Raw genomic sequence first — 26962 nt, forward strand, 5'->3', positions numbered from 1 at the left:
AGCCTTGTCGCATGGTCGCCGCAGGGTGGGAGGGACGGCGTCACACCCCTCGGAGGTGAGGTGCCTGTCGGTCAGTCGGGCGGCGTGAGGGGAAGGGTCTCGCCGCGGGCGATGGTGCGCACCTGCCTCACCCAACCGCGCCGGCGGGCCTCGTCGACGAAGTGGGCCAGCGGGGAGCGGAACACCGGGTAGTCGTCGTAGTGGATCGGCACGGTCAGCTTCGGTCGGATCAGCTCCACCAGGTCGGCGCCCTGCCGGGCGTCCATGGTGAGCAGGATCCCGGCGACCTTCGTGCCGCCGAGGTGGATCAGCATCGCGTCGATGCCCGGGTAACGCTCGGGGATGGCGGTGAGCAGCGGCCGGTTCAACGTGTCACCGGTGACGTAGAGACGGAACTCGCGCTGGCCGGCGCGTTCCACGTCGATCATCGTGCCCATCACGTCGGGCAGCAGCCGGTCCACGGCACCCGGGCCGTGTTTCCCGGGCATGGAGGTCAGTCGTACCGTCGTACCGTCGCGGTGCAGCTCTCGCGACGACCAGGTCGGCAGGCCCTCCGCGGCCCGGAAGCCCCAGCGGCGCAGCTTGCGCCCGGCGGCGGGCGTGGTGACGATGGGCAGCCCGCGGTCCAGTTCCCGGCGGGCGACCCGGTCGAAGTGGTCGCCGTGCAGGTGCGAGAGGACCACCGCGTCCAGCTCGGGAAGTTGGGCGATGCGCAGCGCCGGGTCCGTGCGCCGGCGCGACCACAGACCCTTGCCCAGGTACGCCCGCTGGCCCCGGTGCAGGAAGTTCGGGTCGGTCAGCAGGGTGAACCCGCCGATCCGCAGCACTGTCGTCGCGGTGCCGACGAACGTCACCTCTGGTTGCTCGACCATCGTTGCTACCTCCTCCGGCTGCGGTACCCCGGCTGCCGGCGGCCAAGCGGAGGAACGGCGGTCAGTTCCCGGAGTGCCCGGCGGCGGGCCGCGCCTGCGGCAGGTGTTCCACCAGTCTGGTGAGCGCGCCGTTGGCGAAGGTGGCGCCGAGCGCCGACCCCGCCCCGATGCTCCAGCCGACCGGCCCGAGGGGGGTGCAGCCGAAGAACTGACTGACCCCGGGGGTCTGCACCACGACGACGAGCACGCCGAGCGACGCCGCCGTGGACGCCAGTACCGCCGGGCTGGTTCCGCCGGCCAGGATGGTCTGGCCGAGTTGGGTGCCGACCAGGGAGACCAGGGCCACGGTGCCGGCCCGCCGTCGCCGGCCGGTGTAGCGGGCCAGCGTCCAGCCCGTGGTCGCCCCGAGCGTGGTCGCTGCCGCCCGCAGGCTGATCTCCCGGGTGAGGGTCTCGCCGAGGGACACGTCCGGGCCCTCCAGCAGCAGACGATCGGTGCGGTCCGCGGCCGGTGGCCGGACGGCGATGGCCAGCGCCGGCGCCAGGTCGGTGAGCAGGTTGACCAGCAGCAGCTGCCGTCCGGTGAGCGCGGAACGACCGGTCGCCGCCGCCGTGAGCACACTGAACGCGATCTCGCCGAGGTTGCCGCCGACCAGGATGCTGAGCGCGTGCCGCACCGACGACCACATCGCCCGCCCCTCGACGAGCGTGGCGATGATGGTCTCCAACCGGTCGTCGGTGACCACCAGGTCGGCGGCGGCACGCGCCGCCGGGGTGCCCCGTTGGCCGAGGGCGATGCCGACGTCGGCCAGCCGGATCGCCGGTGCGTCGTTGGCGCCGTCACCGGTCATCGCCACGGTCCGCCCGCACTTCTGCAACGCCTGGATGATCCGTACCTTGTGGGCCGGGGTGCAGCGGGCCACCACGTCGGTGTCGGCCAGCCGCTCGGCGAGCGTCTCGTCGTCCAGTTGGTCCAACTCGCCGGCGGTCACCACCCGCTGTTCGTCGTGTTCGCTGATGGTGGCCGCGATCGCCTCGGCCGTCGCCGGATGATCCCCGGTGATCATGATGGTGTGCACGCCGGCCCGCCGGATCCGCCGTACCGCGGGCGCGGCGCTCTCCCGCACCCCGTCCGCGAGGGCCAGGAAACCCACGAAGGTCAGACCCCGCACGTCCCCGTCGGCCACCTTCGGATCGTTGACCTGGCACTCGGCGACGGCAAGGATCCGGTGCCCCGCCCCGGCCCGTTCGGCGAGTGTCCGTTGCAGTTCCGCGCGGCCCGCGTCGTCGAGCGGCTCCTGGCGGCCGTCGGTGCGCCGGGTCGTGCACCGCGGCAACACCGTCTCCGGGGCGCCCTTGACGCTCAACAGCAGATGACCGTCGGTCTCGCCGATGCTCGCGTGGTAGCCGCGGGACGGCTCGAACGGCAGCCCTCCGGCGGCCCGCCAGCCAGCGGCGCCGGTCTGCTCTACCACCCCGGCCGTGGCCGCGCCCCGCCGAACGGCCCGGTCGGTCTGCAACGCCAACTGCTCCGGGTCCGCCGCCTCGGGTGTGGCCCGCAGCGCGGCGGCCAACGTCAACCGCAGCCGGTCGTCCAGGCGGTCCACCGGGGCGTACCGGTCACCGACGCCGTCGCCCACCCCGGCGAGCAGCAACGTGCCCTCGGTGAGGGTGCCGGTCTTGTCGAAACAGAGCACGTCCACCCGGCCCAGCGCCTCGATCGTGCGCGGATTGCGGACCAACGCGCCGTGCTCGGCGAGCCGCCGGGCCGCCGCCAGTTGCGCCGCGCTCACCAGGAACGGCAGCCCCTCCGGCACCGACGCCACGGCGAGGTTCGCGGCGGTCGCCGCCGTTTCGGCCAGGGGTACGCCCCGAAGCAGGCCCGCGCCCGCCACCGCCACCGCCGAGCCTGCGGCCAGAGGGATGGCGGCGCTCGTCAACGAGCCGAGCCGGGCCTCCACGCCACTGGTCGGTGGCGCCTGCCGTACCAGGGCCAGACTGCGCCCTGCCTCGGTGTCCGCGCCGGTCGCCACGACCACCGCGCTGCCGTGACCGGCGGCGACGGTGGTGCCCTCGTACAGCATGGAGTGCCTGTCGGCGACTGCGGCGGCGACCACCGGTCGGTCGTTCTTGGCGACCGGAAGCGACTCGCCGGTCAGCGATGACTCGTCCGCCTCCAACCCCACCGATTCGATCACCCGGCAGTCGGCGGGCACCGAGTCGCCCGGCTCCAGGACGATGACGTCCCCCGGGACCAGGTCCTCGGCGGCGACCACCCGTTCGGCACCGTCCCGGCGGACCCGGGCGGTCACCGCCGAACGGGACAGCAGTTCCGCCAGGGACCGTTCCGTGTTGCGTTCGTGCACCGCCCCGATCAGAGCTGACCCGCCGACCACGCCGCCCACCAGCGCGGCGTCGACAAGCGAGCCGAACGAGGCGGAGAGCACCGCCCCGGCGGCCAGCACCGGCGTCAGCGGGTTGGACAGCTCGTCCACGAAGGCGCGCAGCAGGCCACCACCGCCGGGCGCGGCGTCGCCGTTCGCACCCGAGTCGTGGTGCCGGCGCTGCGCCTCCGCGTTGGACAGACCGTCAGGCGTGGTACGCAGGTGGTCGAGCACGGTGCTGACGGGCATCAGATGCCAGGCGGTCGCCACCGGCGCCGGGGCCTGCGACCGGTCGTGCAGCCGACGGGCCTGCCAGACCCCGTTCGCGAAGGCCACCCCGGCGGAGCCGCTGCTCGCGACGAGTGACCGTTGGGGCAGTTGGGCCGGCGGTGCGGTGAGCGCGCCGAGCGCACCCAGGCCGGCGCCGGCCATGGCCAGCCGGACGTTCTGCTGGGCGGTACGCCGGGCCACCCCGGTCGCCTCGATCACCAGGGCGACAAGCCGCAGGTCCGCGCCGACCAGCAGGTGCGCACCCCACGGCGGCAGGTCCTCCGGTGGGGCGAACCCGAGGCCGCAGTCGGACGCGCCGAGCGCCCTACGGTCCGCGGACAGCAGCATGACCACCGCGCCGTCGCGCTGCAACGCGCGTACCGACTCGCACAGCCGGTCACCTCCGGGCAGGATCGCGTCGGCGAAGCCGTACCGCTGCTCGTCGCCCCCGGCGACCACCAGCCGCAGGCCGGCGTGGCGGGCGGCGGACGGGAGCCCGTCGACGCCCGGGGCGGGCTCCGGCTCGACCCGCAGCAGCGCGGCGAGCCGGTCGTCGTGGGACAGGCCGAGCAGCTGCCCACCGGCGGCGCGTAGCCGCTCCCCGTCGGGGATGTCGCCGGTCGGAGGGTGATCCAGCGGTTCGAGTCGCCAGCCGTCGGCCGACCGGGAACCCGCCGGGTCTTCCGGGTCGAACAGCGCGAAGGCCCGCTCCGCCACCTGGTCGACGTCCGCACCCGTCGCCGGGGCCAGATCGGCAAGCACGCCCCGGTCCGAGCCGAGCACCGAGGCGTCCAGCACGAGGGTGTCGATCCGGTCCAGTTCCCGCAGCACCCCACGGTCCATCGCGATGACCCCGCGCCGGGCGAGGATCCGGCCGAGCTGCGCGCCGTACCCCTCGCGTCCGCTGCCCGGGGCCTTGGGCAGCGTCGACAGGCCCAGCGCGGCTGCCCGCTTGGGCCCGGCGAACGGTATCGCCGCCGCGCCGGCCGCCGCGCCCACGGCGAGCGCCCGGTCGATGTACCGCTCGACCAGGCCCTTCGGCTTCGGCCTGGGCCGGTCGGACACCGGCCACCGGGCGACAGCCCGCTCCGGGTCGCCGGTCAACCGTGGTTCGGCCTTCTCCCAGGCGGCGAGCTGGGCCCGATCCTCGCCCCACTGCACGAGCCGTTGGGCGCTGTCGAGGACGAGGCCGGGCCACCGGCCGGCCAGGCCCTGCACCACCGCCTCGGCCAGCGGGAAGAGGACATCCGCGCGGGGGTCGGAACGCAGCGGCTTGCCGAGCAGCGCGTGCAGCTTGGGTTGCAGGTCCACCGCCGCCAGCAGGCCGGCCACCTCACCGGGCAGCGGTGCGAACGGCAGGATCCGGGTGGCCGCCCAGAGACTCAGGCCCAGCGCGTCCGAGGCGAGCGCGCCGAGGGTGCGGGGCGTGTGCGGCCCCTCCTCCGGCGGGTGCGGTGGCGGGATCTCCGGGTCCGGCTCGTGGTCGCAGGTGCGTTCGACCCGGCTGATCGTGGCGATCAGGTCCCGCAGCTTCGGCTGCGGGGACTCCACGGCGACCACGACCCGGCCCGACGGGGCGTTCACCCGGGCCCAGGCGACCCCGGGCATCCGCTCCAGCGCGCCCTCCACCTGACGGGCGAGCTGGTCACCGCCCTCCTGGCAGACACCGTGCACCTCGATGTGGTGGCGACCCGGCCGCGACCAGACCCGCCGCCGGGTGAACCCGACCTGCCGGGCCACCCGGGTCGCCGCCTCCCCGACCGTCCGGGACGCCTCACCGACCAGATGCGGCACACCGAAGGACGGCAGGATGCGTCCCGCGGCGCGACCCGCCGCCGTCATCGAGGCGTACGGCTGGACGGACGCCGGCCCGGCTCCCTGTTGCTGCTGGTGCTGACCTCGGCCATCTCGTCCTCCCACCGCCCTCACGTCCGGCGGCCTGGCTTCCCGACCTGCCATCCGTTATGCCCCCCGGGTAGCGGAAGTTTCCGGCGTCGTCGGCGCATGGACGAGGTGGCCGGTGGAATTCGGCGACCGTCACCGGACACGGGGAGGCCGGAATGAGCGCACTCAGCCGACACCTGAACGGGCCGCGCGAGAACGTCAGGATGTACAGCCGACGGATGGACCTGCCGATGCTCGGCGAGGTGGCGGTGCCACCGCCGGACCGGATCGCCTACTACGCCGGTATGGGGTTGCTCGTCGCACTCCAGGTCATCGAGTGGCCGCTCGCCCTGGCGATCACCGCCGGGCACGTCCTCACCGACCAGCACTTCTCCGGCCTCGTCGGCGGCATCGGTGAGGCGTTCAAGGAGGCCTGACGAGAGCCGGGTCACCGCTGGTTGACATGAATCCGGGTTGAGGTCGCAGGCTCGGTGCATGCCGAGTCCCGCCACTGTCGTCGTACCGGCCACAGCCGGTCTGTTCGCGCCCCGGTTGCGGGCGATGACCGTGGGCAGCGTCGCGTTGATCTCGCTGCTCGCGTTCGAGGCGCTGGCGGTGGGCACGGCCATGCCGACGGTCGCCCGCAGCCTGGACGGGCTGGCGCTGTACGGGATCGCGTTCGGTGGACCGTTCGCCACGAACGTGCTGGCCATGGTGGTGTCCGGCATCTGGTGTGACGCGCGCGGCCCACGGGGACCGATGTGGCACGGCGTCGCCTGGTTCGTGGTGGGGCTCCTGATCGCCGGGACCGCGCCGACGATGGGCGCACTGGTCGTCGGCCGGGTGGTGCAGGGCTTCGGCTCCGGGCTCCTCGCGGTGGCGCTCTACGTGATCGTCGGGCACGCGTACCCGCAGGATCTGCACCGGCGGATCTTCGCCGCGTTCGCGGCGGCGTGGGTCGTACCGTCGCTGGTCGGTCCGGCGGTGGCCGGCCTGATCGTGGAGCACCTGGGTTGGCGGTGGGTCTTCCTGGCGGTGCCGGCGGTTGCGGTGCCGGCGGTCCTGCTGATCCATCCCGGCCTGCGGTCGCTCGGCGAGTCGGTGCGGACCGGGTTGCCGGCGGGCGCGACGGCCCGGATCGGTTGGGCGTGCGGGGCGGCGGTGAGCGCCGCACTGCTGCACGTCGGGGGGCAGCAGCGCGGCGCCGCCGCCCTGGTGCTGGTCGCGGTGGCGGTGGTCGGCCTGCTGCTCTGCGCCCCGCGTCTGCTGCCGGCCGGATTCCTGCGGGCAGCCCGTGGCCTGCCCACCGTGATCGGGCTCCGCGGACTGGCCTCGGCGGCGTTCGTCGGCGCCGAGGTGGTCATTCCGTTGATGCTCTCGCGGGAGAGGGGCCTGTCGCCGACCGCAGCCGGGCTGGTCCTCACGGTCGGGGCGCTGGCCTGGTCGGTGGGTTCGTGGATCCAGGGCCGGATTCCGGTGCCGGCGTCCCGGGCGAGCCTGCCGCGCGCGGGGTTGGGCTGCATCACCGTCGGCACCGCCACGGTGGCGCTCGCCGTACGGCCCGAGCTGCCGGTGGCCGTCGCCGTGCTGGGCTGGGCGGTCGCCGGTCTCGGTATGGGACTGCTCTACCCGTCGTTGTCGGTGCTCACCCTGGAGTTGTCCGCCCCCGGCGAGCAGGGCCGCAACAGTTCGTCGTTGCAACTGGGCGACTCGCTCTTCGCGGCGACCGTGCTGGCGCTCACCGGGGCGGTGCTCGCGGCCGGTAGCGCGCCGGGGCCGGCCAGCTACGCGTCGACGCTTGCGGTCGCCGCCGGCCTGGCGCTGCTCGGCACGCTGCTGGCCGGCCGGGTCGTGGTGCGCGCGAGCGCGTAGCCGGGTTGGTGATCCGCAGATTCGGCACCGTCCGACGCCTGTCGGCCGGGAGGATGGCGGGCGATGAGTTTCCTGACCGTGCTGCCGCTGGCCGTGGTGATGGTCGCCGGGACCAAGGTGGTCGTGGCCGTCTTTCTCGCCTCGTCGGATCGGCCCCGGGCCGCGTCGCTGGGCTTCCTCCTCGGTGGCGGGCTCGTGGTGACCGCCGGGGTGACCGGGAGTTGGCTGCTCACCCGACTGGTGGGCGGTGTGGCCAGCGACGCCGGTGCCTTCGCCGGCCGCGTCGACCGGGGTCCCGCCATCGACCTGGTGGTGCTCGTCCTGCTGGTCGTCCTCGCCGCGGTGGTGTGGCTGCGGCGGCACCAGGCCGGGCCGCCGCGGTGGCTGGGGGACCTCGGGCATGCCGGGCCGGCCCGGGCGGCGCGACTCTGCGCGCTGCTCTTCGTGGTGACGCCCAGCGACGACCTGACCATGGCGGCGGTGGGCGCGAGCGTCGCCCGGCACGACCTCCCGTGGTGGGACCTGCTGCCGTTCGTGCTGGTCACGGTCGTGCTCCTCGCCCTGCCGCTGCTGGCGCTGCTGCTCCTCGGGCCGCGCGCCGTGCGGTTGCTGACCCGCCTGCGGGAGTGGGCCGAGGGGCACTCCTGGGTGGTCAACGAGGTGCTGATCGGTTTCTTCGCACTGCTGACCGTGGTGGATCTGGTGCGCTCGGGGTGAGCCGTCGGACACGTACGGGGGAACCGGGCGGAGATGAGAGCTGCGACCGTTCACGTTCGCCTTACCGTGACGGCATGTTCGCTGTCGTCACCACCGTGATCCTCTACGTCTTCGGCTTCGTCTTCCTCTACGGCGTGATCCGGTTGGGTGTCCGGCACGCGCTTGAGGATCTGGAGCTACAGCGGGCCAGGGCCCGACGCGAGGAGGAACTGGCGGCCGCCCGCGACCGGTCCTTCATGAGCGACAACGCGTTCCTGGCGGGCAGTTGAGTCGCGCCACGGAGGTGGCTTCCGGGGGTGGCGCGGGAGTCGCCGGGCGGTTCGGCGGGACGGATGCGAGGATCGCACCCGTGATGGGAACGCTGAAGACCGAACCGGCCCGCGCCCGCCTCGACCTGCTTGCCCCTCCGGTCGCGGAGGCCGTGGCGCAGTGGCCCGCCGAAGCGCCGGTGGACGTCGACGACGTACTGGTCGCGCCGATCGACGCCGAGCTCGCCGACACGGCCGCGTTCTGTGCCGCGTACGAGGTGGGGCTGGACGTGTCGGCCAACTGTGTCGTGGTGGCCGGCAAGCGTGAGGGTGTGGTCCGCTACGCGGCCTGCATCGTCCTGGCCACCACCCGGGCCGACGTGAACGGGGTGGCCCGGCGCGCGCTGGACGTCCGCAAGGCCAGCTTCGCCCCGATGGACGACGCGGTTCAGCTGACCGGCATGGAGTACGGCGGCATCACGCCGATCGGGCTGCCGGCGCAGTGGCCGATCCTGGTGGACTCGCGGGTGATCGCCACGCCGCACGTCATCATCGGATCCGGCGTACGCCACAGCAAGATCGCCCTACCGGGGCCGGCGCTGGGCGCGTTGCCGGGTGCGCAGGTGGTGGAGGGCCTGGCCCGACCCGTCTGACCAGGCATCGGCATCGATACCGTTGCACGTGAAACATCACAACTGTCGATGGGTTCAGTCGGTGGCGGCCTCACGCTGCTCGACCTCGGCGAGGGCGGCGAGCAGCGTCTGCGCCTCCTGGGCGCCGGACACCGCGTACTTCCCGGCCAGCACGAACATCGGGACGCCGGTGATGCCCAGCTCCCGGGCGGTGGTCAGGTCCGCGGTGACGTCGTCGGCCCGCTCGTCCGAGTCGAGGAACCGGCGCGCGTCGGCGGCGTCCAGGCCGACCTCGCCGGCGACGGCGGCCAGCGCCTCCCGCGAGCCGAGGTCGACGCCCTGGGTGAAGTGCGCCCGGTACAGCGCCTCCACCATCTCACCGGCCCGACCGTGGTCGGTGGCGTACGCGACCAGGCGGTGCGCGTCGAAGGTGTTGGCGATCACCGCCCGGTCGAAGTCCAGCCGCAGCCCGTCACCCGCCGCGACGGCGGTCACGTGGTCGAACATCTGCCGGGCGCGCTCCGGCCCGCCGAACTTGGCGGCCATCGCCCGCACCAGCGGCAGGGGCTCCGCGACCGGCGACGGGTCGAGCTGGAACGGTCGGTAGCGAACCGTCACGTCGCCGTCGTAGCTGGCGAGGGCCTGCTCCAGCCGATGCTTGCCGATGTAGCACCAGGGGCAGACGAGGTCCGCGTAGATCTCGATCTCCATGCCCGGTGCCAACTGCCCGGTCAGCCCAGTTGTTCCCGGACCTGCCGCTTGAGCCGGCCCAGGATCGCGGTGCCGCCGCGTACCCGCAGCGGACTGATCGCCTGCGCCAACCCCATCCGCTGGTAGAGGTCGTCCGGCACGGCCAGTACCTGCTCGGCGCTCGCGCCGGCCAGGCCTTCGGCGAGGATGCCGGCGAACGCCCGGGTGGTGGGTGCCTCGGGCGGACAGTCGAAGAGAGTCTCCACGGTGCCCTCGGCCGTCACCCGGGCGCGCAGGAAGAACGCCGTCTGGCACTCCGGCACCTGCTCCATGCCCTCGCGGTCGGCAGCGCCGTCGGGCAGCGGGGGGATGGCGTCGGAGTATTCCAGCAGCATCTCCAGCACCAGGTCCCGCGGCGCGGCGGCGAACTCGTCCACGATCTCGGCCAGTCGGGCCGGCATGTCAGCCATGCGTCGAGGCTACCGCCGGCCCGTTCCTAGACCGTCGGTGACTGCTCGCTGATCTCGCTCAGCGCGCTCGTCGGGTCGAGCTGCATGGCCAGGTCGCCGAGCGAGACGATCCCCACGAGCTTGCGCTCGCTGTCGCAGACCAGCACCCGCCGGATCCCCCGGTCGCGCATCAGGGTCGCCGCCTCACCCGCCGTGCAGTGCTGTTCGATCATCACGACCTCACGGGTGACGATCGAGCCGATCGTGGTGGCCGCCGGGGAGCTGTTCTCCGCAACGGCCCGCACCACGATGTCCCGGTCGGTGAGCATGCCGGCGAGACTGGCGCCGTCGGTGACCACCACGTCGCCGATGTCCGCCTCCTTCATCACCCTGGCCGCCTCGTCCAGGGTCGTCTCCACCGGCAGGTAGACCACCTGCTTGGTCATCACGTCGCTGACCCGGTAACCGGTCATGAGAGCCTCCGAAGCGTTTTCACCCGATCGAACTGCACTACCCCGTGACGCGCCCGCTACACCAGGTTCGCACGCTCCCGACGCGCCTCGTCGACGATCCGCTCGACCAGACCGTCCACCGTCAACTCCGCGCGCCCGTCACCTGTCCGCTCGCGCAGCTCCACGTACCCCTCGGCGAGACGGCGGCCGACCACGACGGTGCGCGGGATGCCGATCAGCTCGGCGTCGGTGAACTTGACCCCGGCCGAGACGTGCGTCCGATCGTCGACGAGCACCCGCAGACCGACCGCCGCGAGGCGTCCGCCGAGCTCCAGCGCCGCGTCGAGTTGCGGTCCCTTGCCCGCCACCACCAGGTGTACGTCGCACGGCGCGACCGCCGCCGGCCATCTGAGTCCCCGGTCGTCGTGGTGCTGCTCGGCGATGGCCGCGACCGCCCGCGAGATACCGATGCCGTAGCAACCCATGGTGGGCCGGACCGGTTTGCCGGCCGGACCGAGCACGTCGACCGCGAACGCGTCGGTGTACCGGCGTCCGAGTTGGAAGATGTGCCCGATCTCGATGCCCCGCCGGATGGTCAGCTCGCCGTCGCCGCAGTCGGGGCAGGGATCACCGGCGCGCACCTCGGCCGCCTCGATCGTCCCGTCGGGCGTGAAGTCCCGTCCGCAGACCACGTCCGTCGCGTGCCGGTCCGGCTCGTTGGCCCCGGTCAACCACGCGGACCCGGGCACCACCCGGGGATCGACGAGGTAGCGGATGCCCAGCTTGTCGAGCACCTGCGGGCCGATGTACCCGCGGACCAGCTCCGGATGCTCGGCCCACCCGTCGAAGACGGCCACCTGGGCCGGCTCCAGCGCGGCGCCGAGCCGCTTCAGGTCGATCTCCCGGTCACCGGGCAACCCGATCACCAGCAGCTCGGCCCGCTCGGCCCCCGGTTGACGGACGGTCAACACGACGTTCTTCAACGTGTCGGCGGCGGTCCAGCCGTCCCGACCGCCGAGCCGGCGGTCGTTCGCCAGCTCCACCAGGCTGGCGATCGTCGGGGTCTCCGGGGTGTCGTGCACCTCGACGGCCGGCTGCGCGGCCGGATCACCAGCGGCGGGCGCCCGGGTGACCACCGCCTCGGTGTTGGCCGCGTAGTCGCAGGCGGTGCAGCCGACGAAGGTGTCCTCACCGACCGGGGTCGCGGCCAGGAACTCCTCCGACGCCGAACCGCCCATCGCACCGGACATGGCGTGCACGACCGTGTGCTCAAGGCCCAATCGCTCGAAGATCCGCTGGTACGCCACCCGATGCCGCGCGTACGCGTCCCGCAACCCCGCCTCGTCCAGGTCGAACGAGTACGCGTCCTTCATCAGGAACTCCCGGCCGCGCAGCAGACCGGCCCGGGGCCGCGCCTCGTCGCGGAACTTCGTCTGCACCTGGAACAGCGTCACCGGGAAATCCCGGTACGAGGTGAACACGTCCTTGACCAGCAGCGCCGCCATCTCCTCGTGAGTGGGCGCCAGTAGGTGCTCGGCACCGCGCCGGTCGGCGAGGGTGAAGATGTCGTCGCCGTACTCCGTCCACCGGCCGCTCGTCCGGTACGGCTCGGCGGGCAGCAGCGCCGGGAAGTGCACCTCCTGGTCGCCGATCGCGGTCAGTTCGGCGCGGACGATCTCGGTGATCCGGTCCAGCACCAGTTTGCCCAGCGGCAGCCACGTGTAGCCGCCCGGCGCGGCGCGACGGACGTAACCGGCGCGCAGCAGCAGCCGGTGACTCGGCACCTCCGCGTCGGCCGGATCCTCACGAAGGGTCCGCAGCAGAAGGGTCGACATGCGCAGCAGCATGGGCGCAGCGTAGGACCCCTCGGCGGGATGAGCGACCCGTTTCGGACCTGCCGGCACGGCAACCATCGCCGCCCCGGGCCGCGTCTGGGGAGGCAGCACACCACCCCGCACCACTACCTGAAGGATCGGCCCGTGTGGACCCTCTGCTGAGTGAGTTCGACTCGTTCGTCCGTACCCGCACACCGGCGCTGCTGCGCTCGGCCTACCTGCTCACCGGCGACCAGCACCTGGCCGAGGACCTCGTCCAGTCGGCGCTGGCCCGGACCCACCGCTCCTGGAACCGTCTGCACCACAGCGGCAACGCCGAGGCGTACACCCGCAAGACCATGTACCACCTACAGGTGTCCTGGTGGCGACGCCGTCGGGTACCCGAGTCGATGCCGGGCGACCTGCCCGAGCCACGCGGAGGCGACTCGGCCCCCGACCACGCCCACCAGACCAGCCTGCGGCTCACCCTGCGGGCGGCACTGGCGAAGCTCTCGCCGAAGCAACGTGCCGTACTGGTGCTGCGCTTCTTCGAGGACCGCACCGAGGCGGAGGCCGCCGAACTGCTCGGAGTCACGGTCGGCACCGTGAAGAGCCAAACGGCCAAATCGCTGGCCAGACTGCGTGCCGTAGCACCCGAGCTCGCCGAGCTGTACGTCCTGGAAGGAAGCACCCGATGAACGACCAGCGCCTCCGGCTCGACCTGGCCGCACTGGCCGACGAGGTCACCGCGGTCGACCTGCGGGACCGTACGCTGCGCACGTCCCGCCGGCTCGGCATCCAGCGGACGGTCGCCACCTCCGCCGCCGCGCTGGTACTGATCGCGGCGGCGACCGGCACCGCGTTCGCCATCCGACCGAACGAGTCTCCGCCGCCGCTGCCCGCCGACACGCCGTCGGTGACGGCCTCGCCGTCGCAGTCGCCCACCCCGACGCCGTCCACCAGCGCCGACACGCCTGGCGCCCCGCCCAGCAGCGGGTCCAGCACGAACACGCCCTCGGTGAAGGTCGGAAAGCTCTTCTACGGTCCTTCCGACGTGAACGGCGTGACGACGTGGAACCTGCGGTCCTGGCGCCCCGGCGGTAGCGTTGCCCGGCTGCTGACGCTGCCCGAGATCGCGATGAGGGGCAACATGGGCGTCTCCCCGGACGGTGACCGGGTGGCCTGGGTGGACCCCAACAACGACCTCTTCGTCTCCGACACCGACGGGTCCGACAAGCAGAAGGTGCGCCCGGGTGTCGATCCGTACTGCGTCGGCGCGGCCTGGTCGCCGGACGGGCGGCGGGTGCTGTTCAGGGAGTTGAAGGAGGCGGGTGGCCCCGGCCGATACGGCGTGGTGGACACGCGCTCGACGGGAAAGACCGTGCGCTGGTGGGCCACCGAACCCGAGGCCTGCAACGCCCTCTTCTCGGCTGACGGTCAGACCATGGCAATGACCGTCAGCGACGGGATCACGCTCTACGGCGTGGACGGCACGAAGAAGCGGGTCGTCCCCGGCTTCTCCCCGAATGGCTGGCAAACCGATGACGTCGTCAGTCTCGCCCCGGACGGCTCCCGGGTCGCCCTGCGGCGGCACAAGTTGCGTGGGGATCCCGGTGACGGCGCTCGCGACCTGCGGGTCAACGTGGTGCTGGACACCCGCACGGGTAAGGAGTTTTCGTTGCCACTGGGTGGGCGCACCCTGCGGCAGGTGTATTTCCAGTCCGACGGTTCGATGGTTGTCCGGGTCGAGGCCGGCAGCGGGCACGCGGTGCTGCTTGTGGACGAGGACGGCAGGAAGGTCTCCGAGACCGCCGAGCCGGCGAGCTTGAAGAACATGCAGATCCTGGCCGTCGTCGACTGACGACAGGCACGCGCGAAAGGGCGGTTCACCCTCGGGTGGGCCGCCCTTTCGCCGTCCGCACGTCGTCCGTCGAGCCTGTTTGATCACCTTCCGTGAACTGCGGAAATGGTTGCCGCCGCGAACGGATCGGACTGTCGTATAGCAGCGCGCGGCGGCGGCAACTCGCCATGGCCAGGGGCTCGTCTTGGGTGGTGTCAAGCTCGACCGCCTTCCACAAAGGACTGAAACGATGAACCTCGGCCCGTTCGCCCGCACCACCGTCCGTCGCCCGCACGCGCTCGCCGGTACGGCTGCCCTGTTGTTCCTGACCTTCGGCGCCGCGGCCTGCGGTGCCAGCTCGGACGTCGCGGCCGCCCCGGCTGGAAGCGGCACGACCGCCCCCGCCGTCGGCACCTCGGCCGCCGCCGAGACCGCGTCGGCCGCCGCCGAGACCGCGTCGGCCGGAGAGGCCTCGACCGGCGGCGCCGGCGGTTCCCTGCCGGACGCCACTCCCGCCCGCCCGGCCACCAGCTCCGTGCAGTGGCCGCAGCTGACCTGGTACACCGCTCAGGAGTCCGGCCAGAAGCAGAACGATCCGGCCAGGGTGTGGCGGCGCACCGCCGGCGGGACGTGGCAGCTGGTACGCGAGGGACGCGCCGGCAGCGGCAGCGGCAAGATCGACGGTTCACTCGCCGTGTCGCCGGACGGCAGGCGTGCGGCCCGGGTGGAAGGATCCGCCGGCCAGCTGGTGATCAGCGCGTTCGACGGCACGGCGGCGCACGTCATCCCGACACAGGGCCAGCAGACCTGCACGCCGGACTGGCTCGACTCGGGGCGGGTGCTCTACGGCGTGGGTCGCGACAGGGACTGGACGATCGTCGCCGTCAACGCCGACGGGACCGGCCGGAAGGTGCTCGCCAGCCACCAGGCGACGTGCCCGGCCGTGTCGAACGGCTGGATCGCCCAGGTCACCAGCCGGGCGGTGAGCATGCGCAACGAGGGCGGCACCACGCGCTCGGTCACCCCACGCGTACCGGCCGGCCTGGTGGTCGGCAAGGTGGCGGCGATCTCCGGCGACGGCCGCACCCTGGTGATCAGCACGCACACGTCCTCCCCGGGTGGTTGTGCCTGCACATGGCAGTTCCGCAACTACCGGGTCGACGTGGCCACCGGCAAGGCCACCGAGCTGGCGCACCTCGACCGGGCCTGGACGAAGCCCACCGGGCACGGGCAGGCCGTGGACGCGATGATCCTGGCCGACGGTGGTCTGGTGGTCCAGGTCGACGCGGCGACGCCGGCCGACAGCGCGCCGGCTTACCGACTGGTCCGGTACGCCGCCGACGGTCGGGTGCTGGCCAGCGCCAAGGTGCCCGCCGGCCAGCCGTGGGGCGGCCTGCTGGGCTGAGCCGAGCGGACGACGAGGGACCGGCCACGCACGGGGATGGCCGGTCCCTCCGGGTCGTTCACCCCGCGCCGGGAAGGCGGCCGTCGCAGCGTACGTCCGGATCGGCAACCGGACGCCGGGGCATCATCCAGTCCAGGGCGGTCTCCTCGACCGGCCAGCCGCGTACCGACACCAGGCTGTACGGCACCTGCGCCGCCTGTGGGCAGAGGACCTGCGACTGGACCTGACCGTTCGGCAGGAACCGCACACGGCCGGTCTGGTCCAGCACGATCGTCGACGTGTCGGTGACCGCGATGAGCGCGCCGAGCACCACCTCGAGGCCGGTCCTGTCGGGAGGCGGTTGCGGGGTCGCGTCGCCCGCGGGGGTCACGGTCGTCTTCGTCGGGTCGATTTCGATCGCGGCGGTGGGCAGCAGCGGTACCCGGAGGAAGACCGCTCCCATCACCACCGGGAGCACGGCGGCGACAGTGAACGCCAGCCCGTGGGTCAACGCCGGGGCGATCCAGCCGGGGACCGGGCCGGTGAGCAGCATGGTGGCGGCGGGTGGCACCGCCAGCAGCGCTGCCGTGGACAACTCGCCCTCCTGGAGCGCCGTCCAGATCGCCGGCGCGAGGACGCTGTACGCGAGTACCGCCGCAGCCGCCGGCAGCGCCACGGTGACCACCAGGATCCGGGTCGGCTGGTCCGGGTGCAGGTAGCGGGTCCGCAGCGCGAGCAGCCACAGGCCGAGCATCAGCAGCGACGGCAGGAACCGCAGCTGCCACGTGAGCGCCCCCAGCGCGACCGCCGCACTGATCACCCAGCCGGGGGTACGCGCGGTCCCCGAGGCCAGCAGCGAGCGTTCCGGGTCGAAGCGGTCAGGGGCGCTGAGCCGCAGCAGCCGCCCGAGCACGCCGAACGCGAGCACGACGACGGGGAACGCCCACACCAGGGCGATCAGCAGGGCGCTCAGCAGGCCGAGAGGGCTGACGTACTGCACCAGCAGCAGCATCGTCGACATGTCCTGGCGGCTGAGTTGCCACAGCCGCAGCACCAGGAGCAGGACGGGGAACGCGGGCAGGAGGGTCAGCAGCCACTGCTGCGCCTGCCGCGCCCCCGCCATGCGGCGCGGTTTGACGTCACCGGGGGTGGTGGCGATCCGGGGTGCGCCGGCGCCGGCAGCGCGATCCTCTCCCACGGCCACTGCCGCACCTCCACCTTCCGAGCCTCGGGTTGCTCCTGCTCCGCGACCGGCTGCCCGGGGTTGTACTGCTGCTGCCAGCGGAGGTTGGCGTTGTACGCGTTCTCCCAGGTCGCGTTCTCCTCGTCGTTCGCCGACGTGTACAGCGCGAGGTCGACCAGGTCGCGGAGTGCCCGGTTGGGGCCGGTGTTGACGCCCCACCTCTCCTGGGGGGAGGAGCCGATGTCCCAGTGCCGCAGCGGCTTGGTGTTCTTCAGGACGACCGGGAAGCGTTGACCGTCGTCGCCCGGCCGGTCGGCGGTGACGAAGCCGGCGAGGATCGCCGCGTCGGTGGTCACGGCCTCCACCTCGCCGTCGTACAGCTCCTGGATGCACTCGCTGATCCGGTTCCGGCCCCTGGGCCTCGCGCCGGCCTCGGTCAGGCGCTCGATCGAGGTCGAGGTGGTGAGCGAGCAGACCGACCGTCCGGTGAGATCCTGGAGGCTGCTCACCGGCCCCTTGAAGCTCTCCAGGGTCACCACCGACTGCTCGGTGTGCAGATAGGCGGAGGAGAAGACCGCGCCCTCCTCCTCACGCTTCTTGTTGATGCTGTACGAGGCGATGACGAGGTCGACGGTGACGAACCCGTCCCCGTCGCTGGCCTGTCGCCGGGCGCGGTCCTCGCTCTCGATGGGCAAGAAGCGCACCTGGGAGCGGTCGAAGCCGAGGAAGCTGGCGATCATGTAGGCGATGTCGACGTCGAAGCCCTTCCAGACGTTGTTCGAGAACCGCTGGGAGATGCCGGGCTGGTCGTCCTTCACCCCGATGACGAGCTGCTGCTTGCCCTTCATGTCGGCCTGCTCGAGCAGCTCGTCGCGGGTCGGGGGACCCACGGCGAGCACGATCGGGACCAGGGCCGCCGCCAGGACGGCCAGCGCGACGACCAGCCCCACGACTCGAATCTGGCGGGTGCGTGTGCTGCGCGTGGGTGTGGCCGGCCCGGCAGGGCTCGGCTCGCTTGCCTGACTCAACTCGGCCTCCCCGCTCGCTGGCCCCGGTGACCGGCCCTCCATTGTGGGACGTGCGGGCGACCCGTGGCGACCCGCCACGCGTTCCCGGTTCAGCACCTTGATCAACTTTGGCTCCGGTGCGCGTCCGAGGTTCGACCAGGTGCGGCCCGGGTGGATGACCTCCGACACGTCGTCGCCTCGGGGCACCGCACGCCGCGTCCCCGGTGACAGACTGGTCGCCGCAGGCAACGGGTGTCGTGAGGGGGGCGCGAGTGCGCTGGCGCAGTTTTGTCGCGGTCGGGGACAGCTTCACCGAGGGCATGGACGACGCGTACCCGGACGGCTCGTACCGGGGCTGGGCGGATCTGGTCGCGACCCGGCTCGCCGCCGAGGCGGGCCCCGACTTCCGGTACGCGAACCTCGCCATCCGGGGTCGGCTCTTCCCCAGCGTGGTGGCTGAGCAGGTGCCCTCCGCCGTGGCCATGAAGCCGGATCTGATCAGTTTCGCGGCCGGCGGCAACGACGTGCTGCGTCGCACCTTCAACCCGGACACGCTTGTCGCCCGCTTCGACGAGGTGGTCCGGCAGTTGCGCTCGGGCGGCGCGGACGTGCTGCTCTTCCGTTTTGCCGACGTGATGGCCCGGTTGCCCGGTCAGCGCTTCGTCGCTCCCCGGGTGCAGTTGCTCAACCAGGCGGTCGGCGAGACCGCCGAGCGGCATGGCGCGATCATGGTCGACCTGTACGCCGACGACACCTTCCTCAACCCGATGCTCTGGAGCACCGATCGGCTGCACCTCTCCGCGGCCGGGCACCGGCGGGTCGCCGCGCAGGTGCTGAACGCCCTCGGGGTGGGCTGCGACGAGGAGTGGCTGATGGTCCCGCCGCATCCGGCGCCGTCGCCGTGGCTGGCCGCCCGCGCCGCCGACCTGCGCTGGGCCGGCCAGCACCTCGCCCCGTGGATCAAGCGGAGGCTCACCGGCCGGTCGTCAGGCGACACGGTGACCGCCAAGCGTCCGCTGCTCGGGCCGATCGTCGACTGACGGTGCGTACCCTGCACACCGCGCCGCTGCTGCGGCACACGGCCGACGGCGAGCCGTTGCCGGAGCACGCCGTGCTCGTCGACGGCGACCGCGTCCGGGCCGTCGGCCCGGTGGCGGAGCTGAGCGAGGCGTACGGGGGTGTGCGCCTCCGCCGCTGGCCCGGCACGTTGGGGCCGGGTCGGCTGCACGACGGTCCGCTGCCGGCGGCCCCCTCACCACGCGAGCGGGTGCACGCGCTGCTGCGGCACGGGGTGACGGCGGTGCTGGCGGAACACCTCGCCGACCCGGCGCTGCGGGCCGCCGTCGACCGGAGCGAGCTGCTGGTACTGCCCGCGCCCGTGGCACCGACCCTGCGTCCGGGCGGCCGGGCCGACCTCGCCGTCCACGGCGCCGACGACGCCTGCCTGGTGACGGTGGTCGCCGGTCGGATCGCCCACCGCCGCGCGTGACCGGACGGCACGTGGTCCACGTCCCATCCGATGGCCGCTCGGCGGGCGTGTCGGCGGCGTAGTTTGGGGATCATGTCTGTGCCCAACGATCCTGATCCCCGCCTCCAGTCGTACGCGGACCCGCAGCGGCTGGTCACCACCGAGTGGCTGGCCGAGCACCTGGGCGACGAGGGCCTCGTGGTGGTCGAGTCCGACGAGGACGTGCTGCTCTACGAATCCGGTCACATCCCGGGTGCCGTCAAGGTCGACTGGCACCTGGAGTTGAACGACCAGGTGACCCGGGACTACCTGGACGCGGAGAGCTTCGCCGAGCTGTGTGCCGCGAAGGGCATCGGCCGGGGCGACACCGTCGTCTTCTACGGCGACAACTTCAACTGGTGGGCCTCGTACGCCCTCTGGGTGTTCTCGCTCTTCGGCCACGCCGACGTGCGGCTGCTCGACGGCGGCCGGCAGAAGTGGATCGCCGAGGGCCGCGAGTTGACCCGCGACAAGCCGTCCCGCCCACGCGCCGACTATCCGGTGCCGCTGCGCGACGACACGCCGCTGCGGGCGTACCGCGAGCAGGTCATGGCCCACGTCGCCGCCGGGCGGCCGCTCGTCGACGTCCGGTCGCCGGGTGAGTACACCGGCGAGATGCTGCACATGCCGGACTATCCGCAGGAGGGCGCGCTGCGCGGCGGGCACATCCCGGGTGCGGTCAGCAAGCCGTGGAAGTCCGCCGCCAACGAGGACGGCACGTTCAAGTCCGCCGACGAGCTGAAGGCGATCTACGCCGACCAGCTCGGGTTGAGCCCGGACGACGACGTTATCGCGTACTGCCGGATCGGTGAGCGGTCCAGCCACACCTGGTTCGTGCTGCGGCACCTGCTGGGCTATCCGCAGGTGCGCAACTACGACGGTTCGTGGACCGAGTGGGGCAACCTGGTCCGGGCGCCGGTGGTCAAGGGCGACCAGCCCGGCGGCCTCGCCAACTGAGTGACCGCATTGTCCCCGCGCGTCCGTGACGGCCGCGCGGGGACCGGTGGTCAGCCGGCGAGGGCGACCACGCCGCGCAGGTCGCGGACGATGCCGGTGATCTCGCCGGTCTCCGGGTTCCAGCGGGCCAGTCCGACCGGTGCCAGCCGGAGCAGCACCGCGCCCTTGTTGTCCCAGCCGAGCACCGGGCAGCAGCCCTTGGTGCGGTCCCGGCCCAGATCGAGCAGGTGGGTCACGGCACCGGTGCGGGCGTCCAGCACGGCCGTCCCCTCCGCGCCGTCGATCTCGCCGCTGACGATCCACGCCCCGGTGGCGATCCGTCCGCCGTGCAGCCAGCCCCGACCGTAGAACTCGTTGACCTGGTACGGCGCGGGCATCGCGTCGGCGGTGATCCGCCGTTCGGAGCGGATCGTGGCGTCGTCGGCGGTCCGGCTGCGCAGCGCCAGACCACCCCGCTCACCGGTCATCTCGATCAGCGGCGCCTCGCGGCCGGCCGACGGGTCGGGTGCGACCACGTTCCAGGCGGACACGTCGATGGTGCCGGCCGCCTCGGCGTCCCGCTCCACCGCGTACGTCCGGCCGTCGCCGCCGACCAGCACCCGGTCGCCCGCCCAGACCACCAGCTCCAGGTAGCCGTCGAGCGGGACGCGGCGTACGCCGGCCCTCGTGAGGTCGACCATGATCACTTCGTTGGTCTGGGCGAAGGCGGCCCAGCGGCCGTCCGGTGACAGCACCCCGGGTTTCACGGCGGCGGCCTCGTTTCCGCTCGCGTCCCGGGTGGGTGCCAACGTCACCACGTCGAGACCGCGTACGACGCCGTCGTCGCCGAGGACCCGGACCGGTCCGACGGCGCGTCCCTCCTCGTCGAGGGGCTGGTACAGCGCCAGCGCCTGCCGGACCGGCCGCTGGGACAGCGGGACGGCCGGCGGGTCGGCGAGCCGGGCCAGCGGGTCGGGTGGGTAGGTCAGCTCGGCGGGGGGCCGTTGCACGGGGCCGGCGTGGGTGGGTTCGACGGTCGGGGTCGGTGCCACCGGGTGGTCCGGTGGAGGATCGGCCGCTGGTCGGAGCGCGGCAACCGTGCCGCCGCCGATCAGTGCCACGGCCAGGGCGACCGCGCCGACCGCCCGCCGGGTGCGACGGGTGCGCCGCGCCCGGTCCCAGCCGGCCGTCGCGGGTTGGCTGGGCAGCACGTCCTCGACGCTGACGGTCAGGAGTCGCCGCAGATCCTGCTCGTTCACGGGTTCACCTCCAGGCCGGTGGTGGCCGTGCCCCGGCCCGACCGGGTGTCCACTGTGAGGTCCGGGGCCACCTCGCGGAGCCGGCGCAGGGCGGCGTGGCACTGACTCTTCACGGTGCCGACGGTCACCCCCAGCGCGTCCGCCGTGGCGACCTCGGTGAGGTCCTCGTAGTAGCGCAGGACCAGCACGGCGCGCTGCCGGGGCGGCAGCTGCCCCAGCGCGTCGTGCAGCGTCAGCCGCAACGCGCCGTCCCGGTCGGGGGCCACCTGTTCCGGCGGTGCGGCGCTGAGTCGTTCGCGGCGTCGGCGGCGCCACCAGGACACCGCGTCGCGGTAGAGGATCGTCCGCACGTACGCGGCGGGGTCACCGTCGCGGACCGACGACCACCGCAGCGCCAGCTTCAGCAGGGCGTCCTGGAGGAGGTCCTCGGCCTGGTGCCGGTTGCCGCAGATGAGGTAGGCCGCGCGTAGCAGCCGGTGCTGGTGGGTCTCCACGAAGGCGAGGTAGCCGTCGCGGCCGTCGTCCGCCGTCGATCCCATCCGCCCCCCTTCCGGCCGTCGCGTCGCGCGTCACCTGGCAGACGCACGGGGAGGGGGAAAAGGTTGGGTCAGTTCTCCGGCCGACCGGTCAGGTAACGCTGGAGGGTCGGCGCGATCCAGGAGACCAGCTCCTCCGGCGCGGCGTCCACCATGGGCGGTAGGCGGACGATGTAGCGGGTGAAGGCGAGGCCGAGGATCTGGCTGGCCACCAGGCCGGCGCGTCGGCCGGTCGTCCTCTCCCCGGTGCCGAACGTGCCGACGGCGGCGGCGAGCTGGTCGGTGAAGATGCCACGCATCCGTTCGGCGGCACCGGGGTTGGTGCTGGCGGCGCGCAGCAGCGCGACGAGTGTCTCGTCGCCCTCCCATCGGGCGAGGAAGTGCCGGATCAGCGTCTCACCGAGCTGTGCGGGCGGGACGGCGGTCAGGTCGGGCAGGCGCAGGTCGAATTCGGCCGCCGCCGCGAAGAGCCCCTCCTTGCTGCCGTAGTAGCGCATGACCATCGACGGGTCGATGCGGGCGTCGGCGGCGATGGCCCGGATGGTGGCGCGTTCGTAGCCGTCCGCGGCGAACCGTTCCCGGGCGGCGCGCAGGATCGCCGCACGGGTGGCGTCCGAGCGGCGGGGCCGGGCGGGAGCTGTCATGTCAACGACCGTATGCCAACACCTGTTGACACGCAATCGACGCCCTTCTACTGTTGCCAACAAGTGTTTGCCAACATTTGTTGGCAACGGTCGTTCCGGAGGTGGCCATGCTGCCCACGAGTACCGACGTCCTGGTCGTGGGGGCCGGCCCCACCGGCCTCGCCACCGCCCTGACACTCGCCCGGCGCAGGGCCGAGGTGACACTCCTCGACCAGGTCGCCGAACCACCGGTGACCTCCCGCGCGGCGGTCGTGCACGCGTACACCCTGGAGGTGCTGGACCGGATCGGCGTCGCGGCGCCGCTCGTCGCCCGGGGGGTGCGGGCGCCGCGCTTCACGGTCCGCGACCGGGACCGGGTGCTGCTGGCGGTCCCGTTCCACGAGTTGCCGTCCCGCTTCCCCTACGCGCTGCTGGTCTCCCAGGCCGTCACCGAGCAGGTGCTCACCGACCAGCTGGCCGACCTGGGCGTCCGGGTGCGGCGGCCCTGCCGGCTGACCGGCCTGAGCCACACCGCCGACGGGGTACGCGCGCAGGTCGACGGCACCGAGTTACGCGCCCGGTACGTGGTCGGCGCGGACGGCCTGCACAGCACGGTCCGGCAGGCGGCCGGCATCGGCTTCACCGGCCCGAGCGAGGAGGAGTCCTTCGTGCTCGCCGACGTACGCGTGCACAGCGTGCTGCCCCGCGACGAGGCGGCGCTGTTCCTCGCCCGCCCCGGGCCGCTGGTCTGGGCGCCGCTGCCGGACGGCGTGGTCCGCGTCGTCGCCGCGGTGGAGACGGCACCCGCCGAACCGGATGCGGCGTACCTCCAGGCGCTGCTCGACGAACGCGGCCCGCGACGGCGGCCGGACCGGGTGACCGAGGTCCTGTGGGGTTCCCGGTTCCGTGTGCGGCACCGCATCGCCGACACCTTCCGCGCCGGTCGTGTGCTGCTCGCCGGGGACGCGGGACACGTGCACAGCCCGGCCGGCGGCCAGGGCATGAACCTGGGGATCTGCGACGCGGTGGCCCTCGGTACGGCCCTCGCCGACGTGCTGGACGGCGGCCCGGAGACGGCGCTGGACGGGTACGACGCCCGGCAGCGCCCGATGGCCGAGGACGTGCTGAGCTTCGCCGCCGGGCTGACCCGCCTGGCCACCACCTCCCCGGCCCGCCGTCCGGCCCGCGACGTGCTGCTGCGGCTGCTTGGCGGTGTGCCACCGGTCCGGCGGCGGATCGCGCTGCGCCTGTCCGGGTTGTCCCACCGGGAACGGGCCACGCACTAGACGGCACCCCGTCGAAGGGTCCACCACGCCACCACGCTGACCAGCGCGAACGTGGCCGCAGCGGCGCACATCACCGGCACCGTCCCGGATGCGGCGGCGACCAGCCCGGCGGACGTCGCGCCGACCGGAGCGGTGAGCAGGCCGACCATCCGTTGGGCCGCGCCCACCCGACCGAGCAGCCCGGCCGGCACGTGCCGCTGCCCGTACGACGCCCACAGGCTGTTCCACACCACGGTCCCGGCGGCGAAGACGGCAAGCGCGAACCCGCCCGGCACCGGATGCCGGGCCAGCGCGAACCCGGTCAGCGCCACGGTCTGCGCGGCGAGCACGACGCACAGCGCGGGCACCGTGCCGAGCGCGGCGGCGAGCCGACCCGCGCCGAGAGCACCCGCCAGGCCGCCGACGATCGCCGACGCGGCGAACAGCCCGTACCCGGCCGGCGGCACCCGCAGCACGTCCAGCGCGTACAGCACCAGCACCGCCATGAGGCCACTGATCGCCAGGTTGCACCCGGCGGCGAGCAGGGTGACCCGCCACAGTGTCCGGTGGCCGCGCAGCCACCGCACCCCCTCGACGATCTCGCCCCACACCGACCCGCGACGCGCGCCCGCTCCGACGGCGTGGCCGGCGACGGGTGCCGGGGCGAGGGCCAGCACCAGCACGGCCGCCACCGCGAAGGTGACCGCGTCCAGGGCGAACGGCAGCGCCGGTGCGACGGCGAAGAGGACACCGGCGGCCGGCGCGCCGAGGAAACCGCCCACCACCGCCGTACCCGCCTGGAGGCGGCCGTTCGCCCGGGGCAGCGCCGCCGGCGGCACCAGCGCGGGAAGCAACGCGAACGAGGCCGAGTCGAAGAGCGTGCCCAGCGCCGCCAGGAGGAACGCCGCCACCAGCAGCGCCGCGATTCCGGCCCGGTCGACCGCGACAACCACCGCCAACGCCGCCACCACCCCGGCGCGGACCCCGTCCACCAGAGCCATCGTCCGCCGCCGGTCCCACCGGTCGGCATACACACCCCCGAGCAGGCCGAAGAGCAGCGGCGGCACCTGCGCGACCACGGTGACCGCGGCGATGACCCGGGCATCGCGGGTCACCGCCGCCGCCAGCAGGGCCAACGCCGGGGTACGCAGCGCGTCTCCGAACCGTGACGAGACGGCGGCACACCACAGCAGCCGGAAGTCCCGACCCAGAACGGAAGCAGTCATGCCGGAGACCGTGCGGGTTCGACCGGGTCGAGGGTCAAGCCGCCGGGCGAAAGGGGGACGCGCCTGTCGGTGATCATCGGTACGGTGAGCGCCGGCATGACGGGACCGGGGGAGCAGACAGGCGTGGACCACACCTTCCAGGTCGACCTCCGAGGCGTGGTCGACCTGCTCAGCCACCACCTCTACGGCAGCCCGCGGGTCTACGTCCGCGAACTGTTGCAGAACGCGGTGGACGCGATCACCGCGCGACGCTCGACCGAGCCGGACGCGCCCGCCCTGATCCGCATCGAGACCCCGGACCGCACCGGCGACGGCACGCTACGGGTGCACGACACCGGCATCGGCCTGACCGAGGCGCAGGTGCACGAGCTGCTGGCCACCATCGGCCGCAGCTCCAAGCGGGACGAGCTGGGCTTCTCCCGGCACGAGTTCCTCGGCCAGTTCGGCATCGGACTGCTCTCCTGCTTCCTGGTCGCCGACGAGATCCAGGTGCTCACCCGCAACGGCGAGCACCCCACGGTCCGCTGGACCGGGTACGCCGACGGCAGGTACGCGGTGAGCGTCGCACCGCCGGAGGTCGCCCGCGCCGAACCGGGCACCACAGTCACCCTGGTGCCCCGCCGCGACGCCGACCAGTGGTTCACCACGCCGACGGTCACCGACCTGGCGCGACTCTTCGGTTCGCTGCTGCCGGTCACCGTCCGGGTCGGCGACGTGGTCACCACCACCGGCGAGCCGCCGTGGCCGACCACACCGGGGGCGCCGGTCGACCGGGCGGCGCTGATCGCGTACGCCCGGGAGACGCTCGGCGTCGACCCGTTCGACGTGCTGCCGCTGAGCGTTCCCGAGGCCGGGCTGACCGGTGTCGCCGTCATCCTCCCCGCCCCGGTGAACCCGGCGGCCCGTGCGGGGCACCGCGTCCACCTCAAGCGGATGCTGCTCACCGAGCACGCCGACGGGCTGCTGCCGGACTGGGCGTTCTTCGCGCACTGCGTGGTGGACGCCACCGAGCTGCGCCCCACCGCCAGCCGGGAGGCCCTCTACGAGGACACCCTGCTGGCCGCGACCCGGGAGGCGCTCGGCGACCAGGTACGCGGCTGGCTGGTCCGGCTGGCCCGGCACGACCCGCACCGGCTGGCCGAGTTCCTCCAGGTGCACCACCTCGGCGTGAAGGCGCTGGCGCTGCACGACGACGAGATGCTGCGGCTCGTGGACCAGTGGTGGCCGATGGACACCAACGTCGGCACGCTCACCCTCGCCGAGTTCCGGGAACGCAACGGTGTGCTCCGCTACGCGGCGAGCCTGGACGAGTTCCGCCAGCTCGCCGCCGTCGCCGCCGCGCAGGACCTGGCGGTGGTCAACGCTGGCTACACGTACGACACCGAGCTGATCGAGCGGCTGCCGGCGGTGGACCGCTCGGTGCTGATCGAACGGCTGGAGCCCAGCGACCTCACGACCCGCTTCGAGGGCCTCGACCCGCAGGTGGAGCTTGCGCTGCGACCGTTCCTCACCGCGGCGCAACGGGCCGTCGAACGGTCCGGCTGCGAGGTGGTGATCCGCGCGTACGACCCGGTGTCGCTGCCCGCCCTCTACCTGGTGAGCAGGTCGGCGGCGTTCAACGACCAGCTCGCCGCCAGTCGGGACCGGGCCGACGAGCTGTGGGGTGGGGTTCTCGACGCGCTCGCCGCCACCGCCCCACCGGACCGCCCGCAGCTCGTGCTGAACCACCGCAACCCGCTGGTCCGCCGGGTCACCATGCTGGCCGACCCGGAGCTGGTGGGGCTCGCCGTCGAGGCGCTGTACGGCCAGGCGCTGCTGCTCGGTCACCATCCGATCCGCGCCGCCGACGCGGCGCTGCTGAACGATTCCTTCCTCGGCCTGCTCGGCCGGGCCGTGCCGGGACGGGAGTGAGC

The 26962-nt window shown here is 73.1% G+C and carries 24 protein-coding genes and 1 pseudogene; 13 read left to right on the plus strand and 12 right to left on the minus strand.

Annotated features, from left to right (window positions below; genetic code table 11):
• Window positions 1-71: 71 nt before the first annotated feature.
• Together ABZS77_RS01020 and ABZS77_RS01025 are read right to left on the minus strand one after the other, a co-directional pair.
• Window positions 72-872, minus strand: coding sequence for an MBL fold metallo-hydrolase (locus ABZS77_RS01020; protein WP_354815184.1), 801 nt, complete (start codon window positions 870-872; stop codon window positions 72-74).
• Window positions 873-933: 61 nt separating this feature from the next.
• The gene (locus ABZS77_RS01025) at window positions 934-5367 is read right to left on the minus strand and encodes a cation-translocating P-type ATPase (RefSeq protein ID WP_354815187.1); all 4434 of its coding nucleotides are present in this window, start codon (window positions 5365-5367) and stop codon (window positions 934-936) included.
• A 162-nt stretch (window positions 5368-5529) separates the two neighbouring features.
• Between ABZS77_RS01025 and ABZS77_RS01030 the strand changes: the two are divergent.
• The 5 genes and pseudogenes from ABZS77_RS01030 (at window position 5530) to ABZS77_RS01050 (ending at window position 8899) form a co-directional block, all read left to right on the plus strand.
• Window positions 5530-5846: pseudogene (locus ABZS77_RS01030) on the plus strand (hypothetical protein).
• A 58-nt stretch (window positions 5847-5904) separates the two neighbouring features.
• Window positions 5905-7281, plus strand: coding sequence for an MFS transporter (locus ABZS77_RS01035; RefSeq protein ID WP_354815190.1), 1377 nt, complete (start codon window positions 5905-5907; stop codon window positions 7279-7281).
• A 63-nt stretch (window positions 7282-7344) separates the two neighbouring features.
• Entirely contained in the window at window positions 7345-7998 is a 654-nt protein-coding gene (locus ABZS77_RS01040) for a GAP family protein (protein WP_354815193.1), read from the plus strand.
• Window positions 7999-8072: 74 nt separating this feature from the next.
• Entirely contained in the window at window positions 8073-8267 is a 195-nt protein-coding gene (locus tag ABZS77_RS01045; protein ID WP_354815195.1) for a hypothetical protein, read from the plus strand.
• A gap of 83 nt (window positions 8268-8350) precedes the next feature.
• Complete coding sequence (locus ABZS77_RS01050) at window positions 8351-8899, plus strand: YbaK/EbsC family protein (protein WP_354817062.1); 549 nt, start codon at window positions 8351-8353, stop codon at window positions 8897-8899.
• 54 nt (window positions 8900-8953) lie between these two features.
• Here the strand turns inward: ABZS77_RS01050 and ABZS77_RS01055 are convergent, their stop codons facing one another.
• Genes ABZS77_RS01055 through ABZS77_RS01070 form a run of 4 tightly spaced genes read right to left on the minus strand, consistent with a single transcriptional unit; the run spans window position 8954 to window position 12316 of the window.
• Window positions 8954-9589, minus strand: a complete 636-nt coding sequence (locus ABZS77_RS01055) for a DsbA family oxidoreductase (RefSeq protein ID WP_354815198.1) — start codon at window positions 9587-9589, stop codon at window positions 8954-8956.
• 20 nt (window positions 9590-9609) lie between these two features.
• Window positions 9610-10038: a SufE family protein gene (locus tag ABZS77_RS01060; RefSeq protein ID WP_354815202.1), complete on the minus strand. Its 429-nt coding sequence runs from the start codon at window positions 10036-10038 to the stop codon at window positions 9610-9612.
• A 26-nt stretch (window positions 10039-10064) separates the two neighbouring features.
• Complete coding sequence (locus ABZS77_RS01065) at window positions 10065-10490, minus strand: CBS domain-containing protein (RefSeq protein ID WP_354815205.1); 426 nt, start codon at window positions 10488-10490, stop codon at window positions 10065-10067.
• Between the two features lie 56 nt (window positions 10491-10546).
• Window positions 10547-12316 carry a proline--tRNA ligase gene (locus ABZS77_RS01070; RefSeq protein ID WP_354815208.1) on the minus strand — a complete coding sequence of 590 codons (1770 nt, stop codon included), beginning with the start codon at window positions 12314-12316 and terminating at the stop codon, window positions 10547-10549.
• A 134-nt stretch (window positions 12317-12450) separates the two neighbouring features.
• Between ABZS77_RS01070 and ABZS77_RS01075 the strand changes: the two genes are divergently transcribed.
• The 3 genes from ABZS77_RS01075 to ABZS77_RS01085 all read left to right on the plus strand — a co-directional run bounded on the left by ABZS77_RS01075 (window position 12451) and on the right by ABZS77_RS01085 (window position 15528).
• On the plus strand, window positions 12451-12981 hold the full coding sequence (locus tag ABZS77_RS01075) for a SigE family RNA polymerase sigma factor (protein ID WP_354815211.1): 531 nt from the start codon (window positions 12451-12453) through the stop codon (window positions 12979-12981).
• Window positions 12978-14144 (plus strand): hypothetical protein, encoded by a 1167-nt coding sequence (locus ABZS77_RS01080; RefSeq protein ID WP_354815214.1) that lies wholly within the window; start codon window positions 12978-12980, stop codon window positions 14142-14144. Before ABZS77_RS01075 ends, ABZS77_RS01080 begins: the two co-directional genes overlap by 4 nt.
• 229 nt (window positions 14145-14373) lie before the next feature.
• Window positions 14374-15528 (plus strand): hypothetical protein, encoded by a 1155-nt coding sequence (locus tag ABZS77_RS01085; RefSeq protein ID WP_354815217.1) that lies wholly within the window; start codon window positions 14374-14376, stop codon window positions 15526-15528.
• Between the two features lie 58 nt (window positions 15529-15586).
• On the opposite strand, the gene ABZS77_RS01090 is transcribed toward ABZS77_RS01085, so the two are convergent.
• Window positions 15587-16630 (minus strand): hypothetical protein, encoded by a 1044-nt coding sequence (locus ABZS77_RS01090; RefSeq protein WP_354815220.1) that lies wholly within the window; start codon window positions 16628-16630, stop codon window positions 15587-15589.
• Window positions 16594-17640 carry a transporter substrate-binding domain-containing protein gene (locus ABZS77_RS01095; RefSeq protein ID WP_354815223.1) on the minus strand — a complete coding sequence of 349 codons (1047 nt, stop codon included), beginning with the start codon at window positions 17638-17640 and terminating at the stop codon, window positions 16594-16596. Before ABZS77_RS01095 ends, ABZS77_RS01090 begins: the two co-directional genes overlap by 37 nt.
• A 329-nt stretch (window positions 17641-17969) precedes the next feature.
• Between ABZS77_RS01095 and ABZS77_RS01100 the strand changes: the two genes are divergently transcribed.
• The 3 genes from ABZS77_RS01100 to ABZS77_RS01110 all read left to right on the plus strand — a co-directional run bounded on the left by ABZS77_RS01100 (window position 17970) and on the right by ABZS77_RS01110 (window position 20161).
• On the plus strand, window positions 17970-18737 hold the full coding sequence (locus ABZS77_RS01100; protein ID WP_354815226.1) for an SGNH/GDSL hydrolase family protein: 768 nt from the start codon (window positions 17970-17972) through the stop codon (window positions 18735-18737).
• 2 nt (window positions 18738-18739) lie between these two features.
• Window positions 18740-19186, plus strand: a complete 447-nt coding sequence (locus ABZS77_RS01105) for a hypothetical protein (protein ID WP_354815229.1) — start codon at window positions 18740-18742, stop codon at window positions 19184-19186.
• A 72-nt stretch (window positions 19187-19258) separates the two neighbouring features.
• Window positions 19259-20161, plus strand: coding sequence for a sulfurtransferase (locus ABZS77_RS01110; protein WP_354815232.1), 903 nt, complete (start codon window positions 19259-19261; stop codon window positions 20159-20161).
• Between the two features lie 50 nt (window positions 20162-20211).
• Here ABZS77_RS01110 and ABZS77_RS01115 read toward each other — a convergent pair whose 3' ends face one another.
• The 3 genes from ABZS77_RS01115 to ABZS77_RS01125 all read right to left on the minus strand — a co-directional run bounded on the left by ABZS77_RS01115 (window position 20212) and on the right by ABZS77_RS01125 (window position 22579).
• Window positions 20212-21399 carry a hypothetical protein gene (locus tag ABZS77_RS01115; protein WP_354815235.1) on the minus strand — a complete coding sequence of 396 codons (1188 nt, stop codon included), beginning with the start codon at window positions 21397-21399 and terminating at the stop codon, window positions 20212-20214.
• Complete coding sequence (locus ABZS77_RS01120) at window positions 21396-21938, minus strand: SigE family RNA polymerase sigma factor (RefSeq protein ID WP_354815238.1); 543 nt, start codon at window positions 21936-21938, stop codon at window positions 21396-21398. Before ABZS77_RS01120 ends, ABZS77_RS01115 begins: the two co-directional genes overlap by 4 nt.
• Before the next feature lie 68 nt (window positions 21939-22006).
• Complete coding sequence (locus ABZS77_RS01125; RefSeq protein WP_354815241.1) at window positions 22007-22579, minus strand: TetR family transcriptional regulator; 573 nt, start codon at window positions 22577-22579, stop codon at window positions 22007-22009.
• Window positions 22580-22686: 107 nt separating this feature from the next.
• On the opposite strand from ABZS77_RS01125, the gene ABZS77_RS01130 reads away from it, so the two are divergent.
• Window positions 22687-23844: an FAD-dependent oxidoreductase gene (locus ABZS77_RS01130; RefSeq protein WP_354815243.1), complete on the plus strand. Its 1158-nt coding sequence runs from the start codon at window positions 22687-22689 to the stop codon at window positions 23842-23844.
• Here ABZS77_RS01130 and ABZS77_RS01135 read toward each other — a convergent pair.
• Window positions 23841-25049, minus strand: a complete 1209-nt coding sequence (locus ABZS77_RS01135; RefSeq protein ID WP_354815246.1) for an MFS transporter — start codon at window positions 25047-25049, stop codon at window positions 23841-23843. The two genes, ABZS77_RS01130 and ABZS77_RS01135, sit on opposite strands and share 4 nt — an antisense overlap.
• 123 nt (window positions 25050-25172) lie before the next feature.
• On the opposite strand from ABZS77_RS01135, the gene ABZS77_RS01140 reads away from it, so the two are divergent.
• The gene (locus tag ABZS77_RS01140) at window positions 25173-26960 is read left to right on the plus strand and encodes an HSP90 family protein (protein ID WP_354817065.1); all 1788 of its coding nucleotides are present in this window, start codon (window positions 25173-25175) and stop codon (window positions 26958-26960) included.
• Window positions 26961-26962: the final 2 nt, after the last annotated feature.

Origin of the sequence: Micromonospora sp. NPDC005298 (assembly GCF_040607375.1) — a bacterium.
Taxonomy (GTDB): domain Bacteria; phylum Actinomycetota; class Actinomycetes; order Mycobacteriales; family Micromonosporaceae; genus Micromonospora.

Bases quoted from the DNA above. Each gene is read 5' to 3' on its own strand.
- ABZS77_RS01020 (WP_354815184.1), bottom strand. From the start codon at position 872: ATGGTCGAGCAACCAGAGGTGACGTTCGTCGGCACCGCGACGACAGTG.
- ABZS77_RS01025 (WP_354815187.1), bottom strand. From the start codon at position 5,367: ATGACGGCGGCGGGTCGCGCCGCGGGACGCATCCTGCCGTCCTTCGGT.
- ABZS77_RS01035 (WP_354815190.1), top strand. From the start codon at position 5,905: ATGCCGAGTCCCGCCACTGTCGTCGTACCGGCCACAGCCGGTCTGTTC.
- ABZS77_RS01040 (WP_354815193.1), top strand. From the start codon at position 7,345: ATGAGTTTCCTGACCGTGCTGCCGCTGGCCGTGGTGATGGTCGCCGGG.
- ABZS77_RS01045 (WP_354815195.1), top strand. From the start codon at position 8,073: ATGTTCGCTGTCGTCACCACCGTGATCCTCTACGTCTTCGGCTTCGTC.
- ABZS77_RS01050 (WP_354817062.1), top strand. From the start codon at position 8,351: ATGGGAACGCTGAAGACCGAACCGGCCCGCGCCCGCCTCGACCTGCTT.
- ABZS77_RS01055 (WP_354815198.1), bottom strand. From the start codon at position 9,589: ATGGAGATCGAGATCTACGCGGACCTCGTCTGCCCCTGGTGCTACATC.
- ABZS77_RS01060 (WP_354815202.1), bottom strand. From the start codon at position 10,038: ATGGCTGACATGCCGGCCCGACTGGCCGAGATCGTGGACGAGTTCGCC.
- ABZS77_RS01065 (WP_354815205.1), bottom strand. From the start codon at position 10,490: ATGACCGGTTACCGGGTCAGCGACGTGATGACCAAGCAGGTGGTCTAC.
- ABZS77_RS01070 (WP_354815208.1), bottom strand. From the start codon at position 12,316: ATGCTGCTGCGCATGTCGACCCTTCTGCTGCGGACCCTTCGTGAGGAT.
- ABZS77_RS01080 (WP_354815214.1), top strand. From the start codon at position 12,978: ATGAACGACCAGCGCCTCCGGCTCGACCTGGCCGCACTGGCCGACGAG.
- ABZS77_RS01085 (WP_354815217.1), top strand. From the start codon at position 14,374: ATGAACCTCGGCCCGTTCGCCCGCACCACCGTCCGTCGCCCGCACGCG.
- ABZS77_RS01090 (WP_354815220.1), bottom strand. From the start codon at position 16,630: ATGGCGGGGGCGCGGCAGGCGCAGCAGTGGCTGCTGACCCTCCTGCCC.
- ABZS77_RS01110 (WP_354815232.1), top strand. From the start codon at position 19,259: ATGTCTGTGCCCAACGATCCTGATCCCCGCCTCCAGTCGTACGCGGAC.
- ABZS77_RS01120 (WP_354815238.1), bottom strand. From the start codon at position 21,938: ATGGGATCGACGGCGGACGACGGCCGCGACGGCTACCTCGCCTTCGTG.
- ABZS77_RS01125 (WP_354815241.1), bottom strand. From the start codon at position 22,579: ATGACAGCTCCCGCCCGGCCCCGCCGCTCGGACGCCACCCGTGCGGCG.
- ABZS77_RS01130 (WP_354815243.1), top strand. From the start codon at position 22,687: ATGCTGCCCACGAGTACCGACGTCCTGGTCGTGGGGGCCGGCCCCACC.
- ABZS77_RS01135 (WP_354815246.1), bottom strand. From the start codon at position 25,049: ATGACTGCTTCCGTTCTGGGTCGGGACTTCCGGCTGCTGTGGTGTGCC.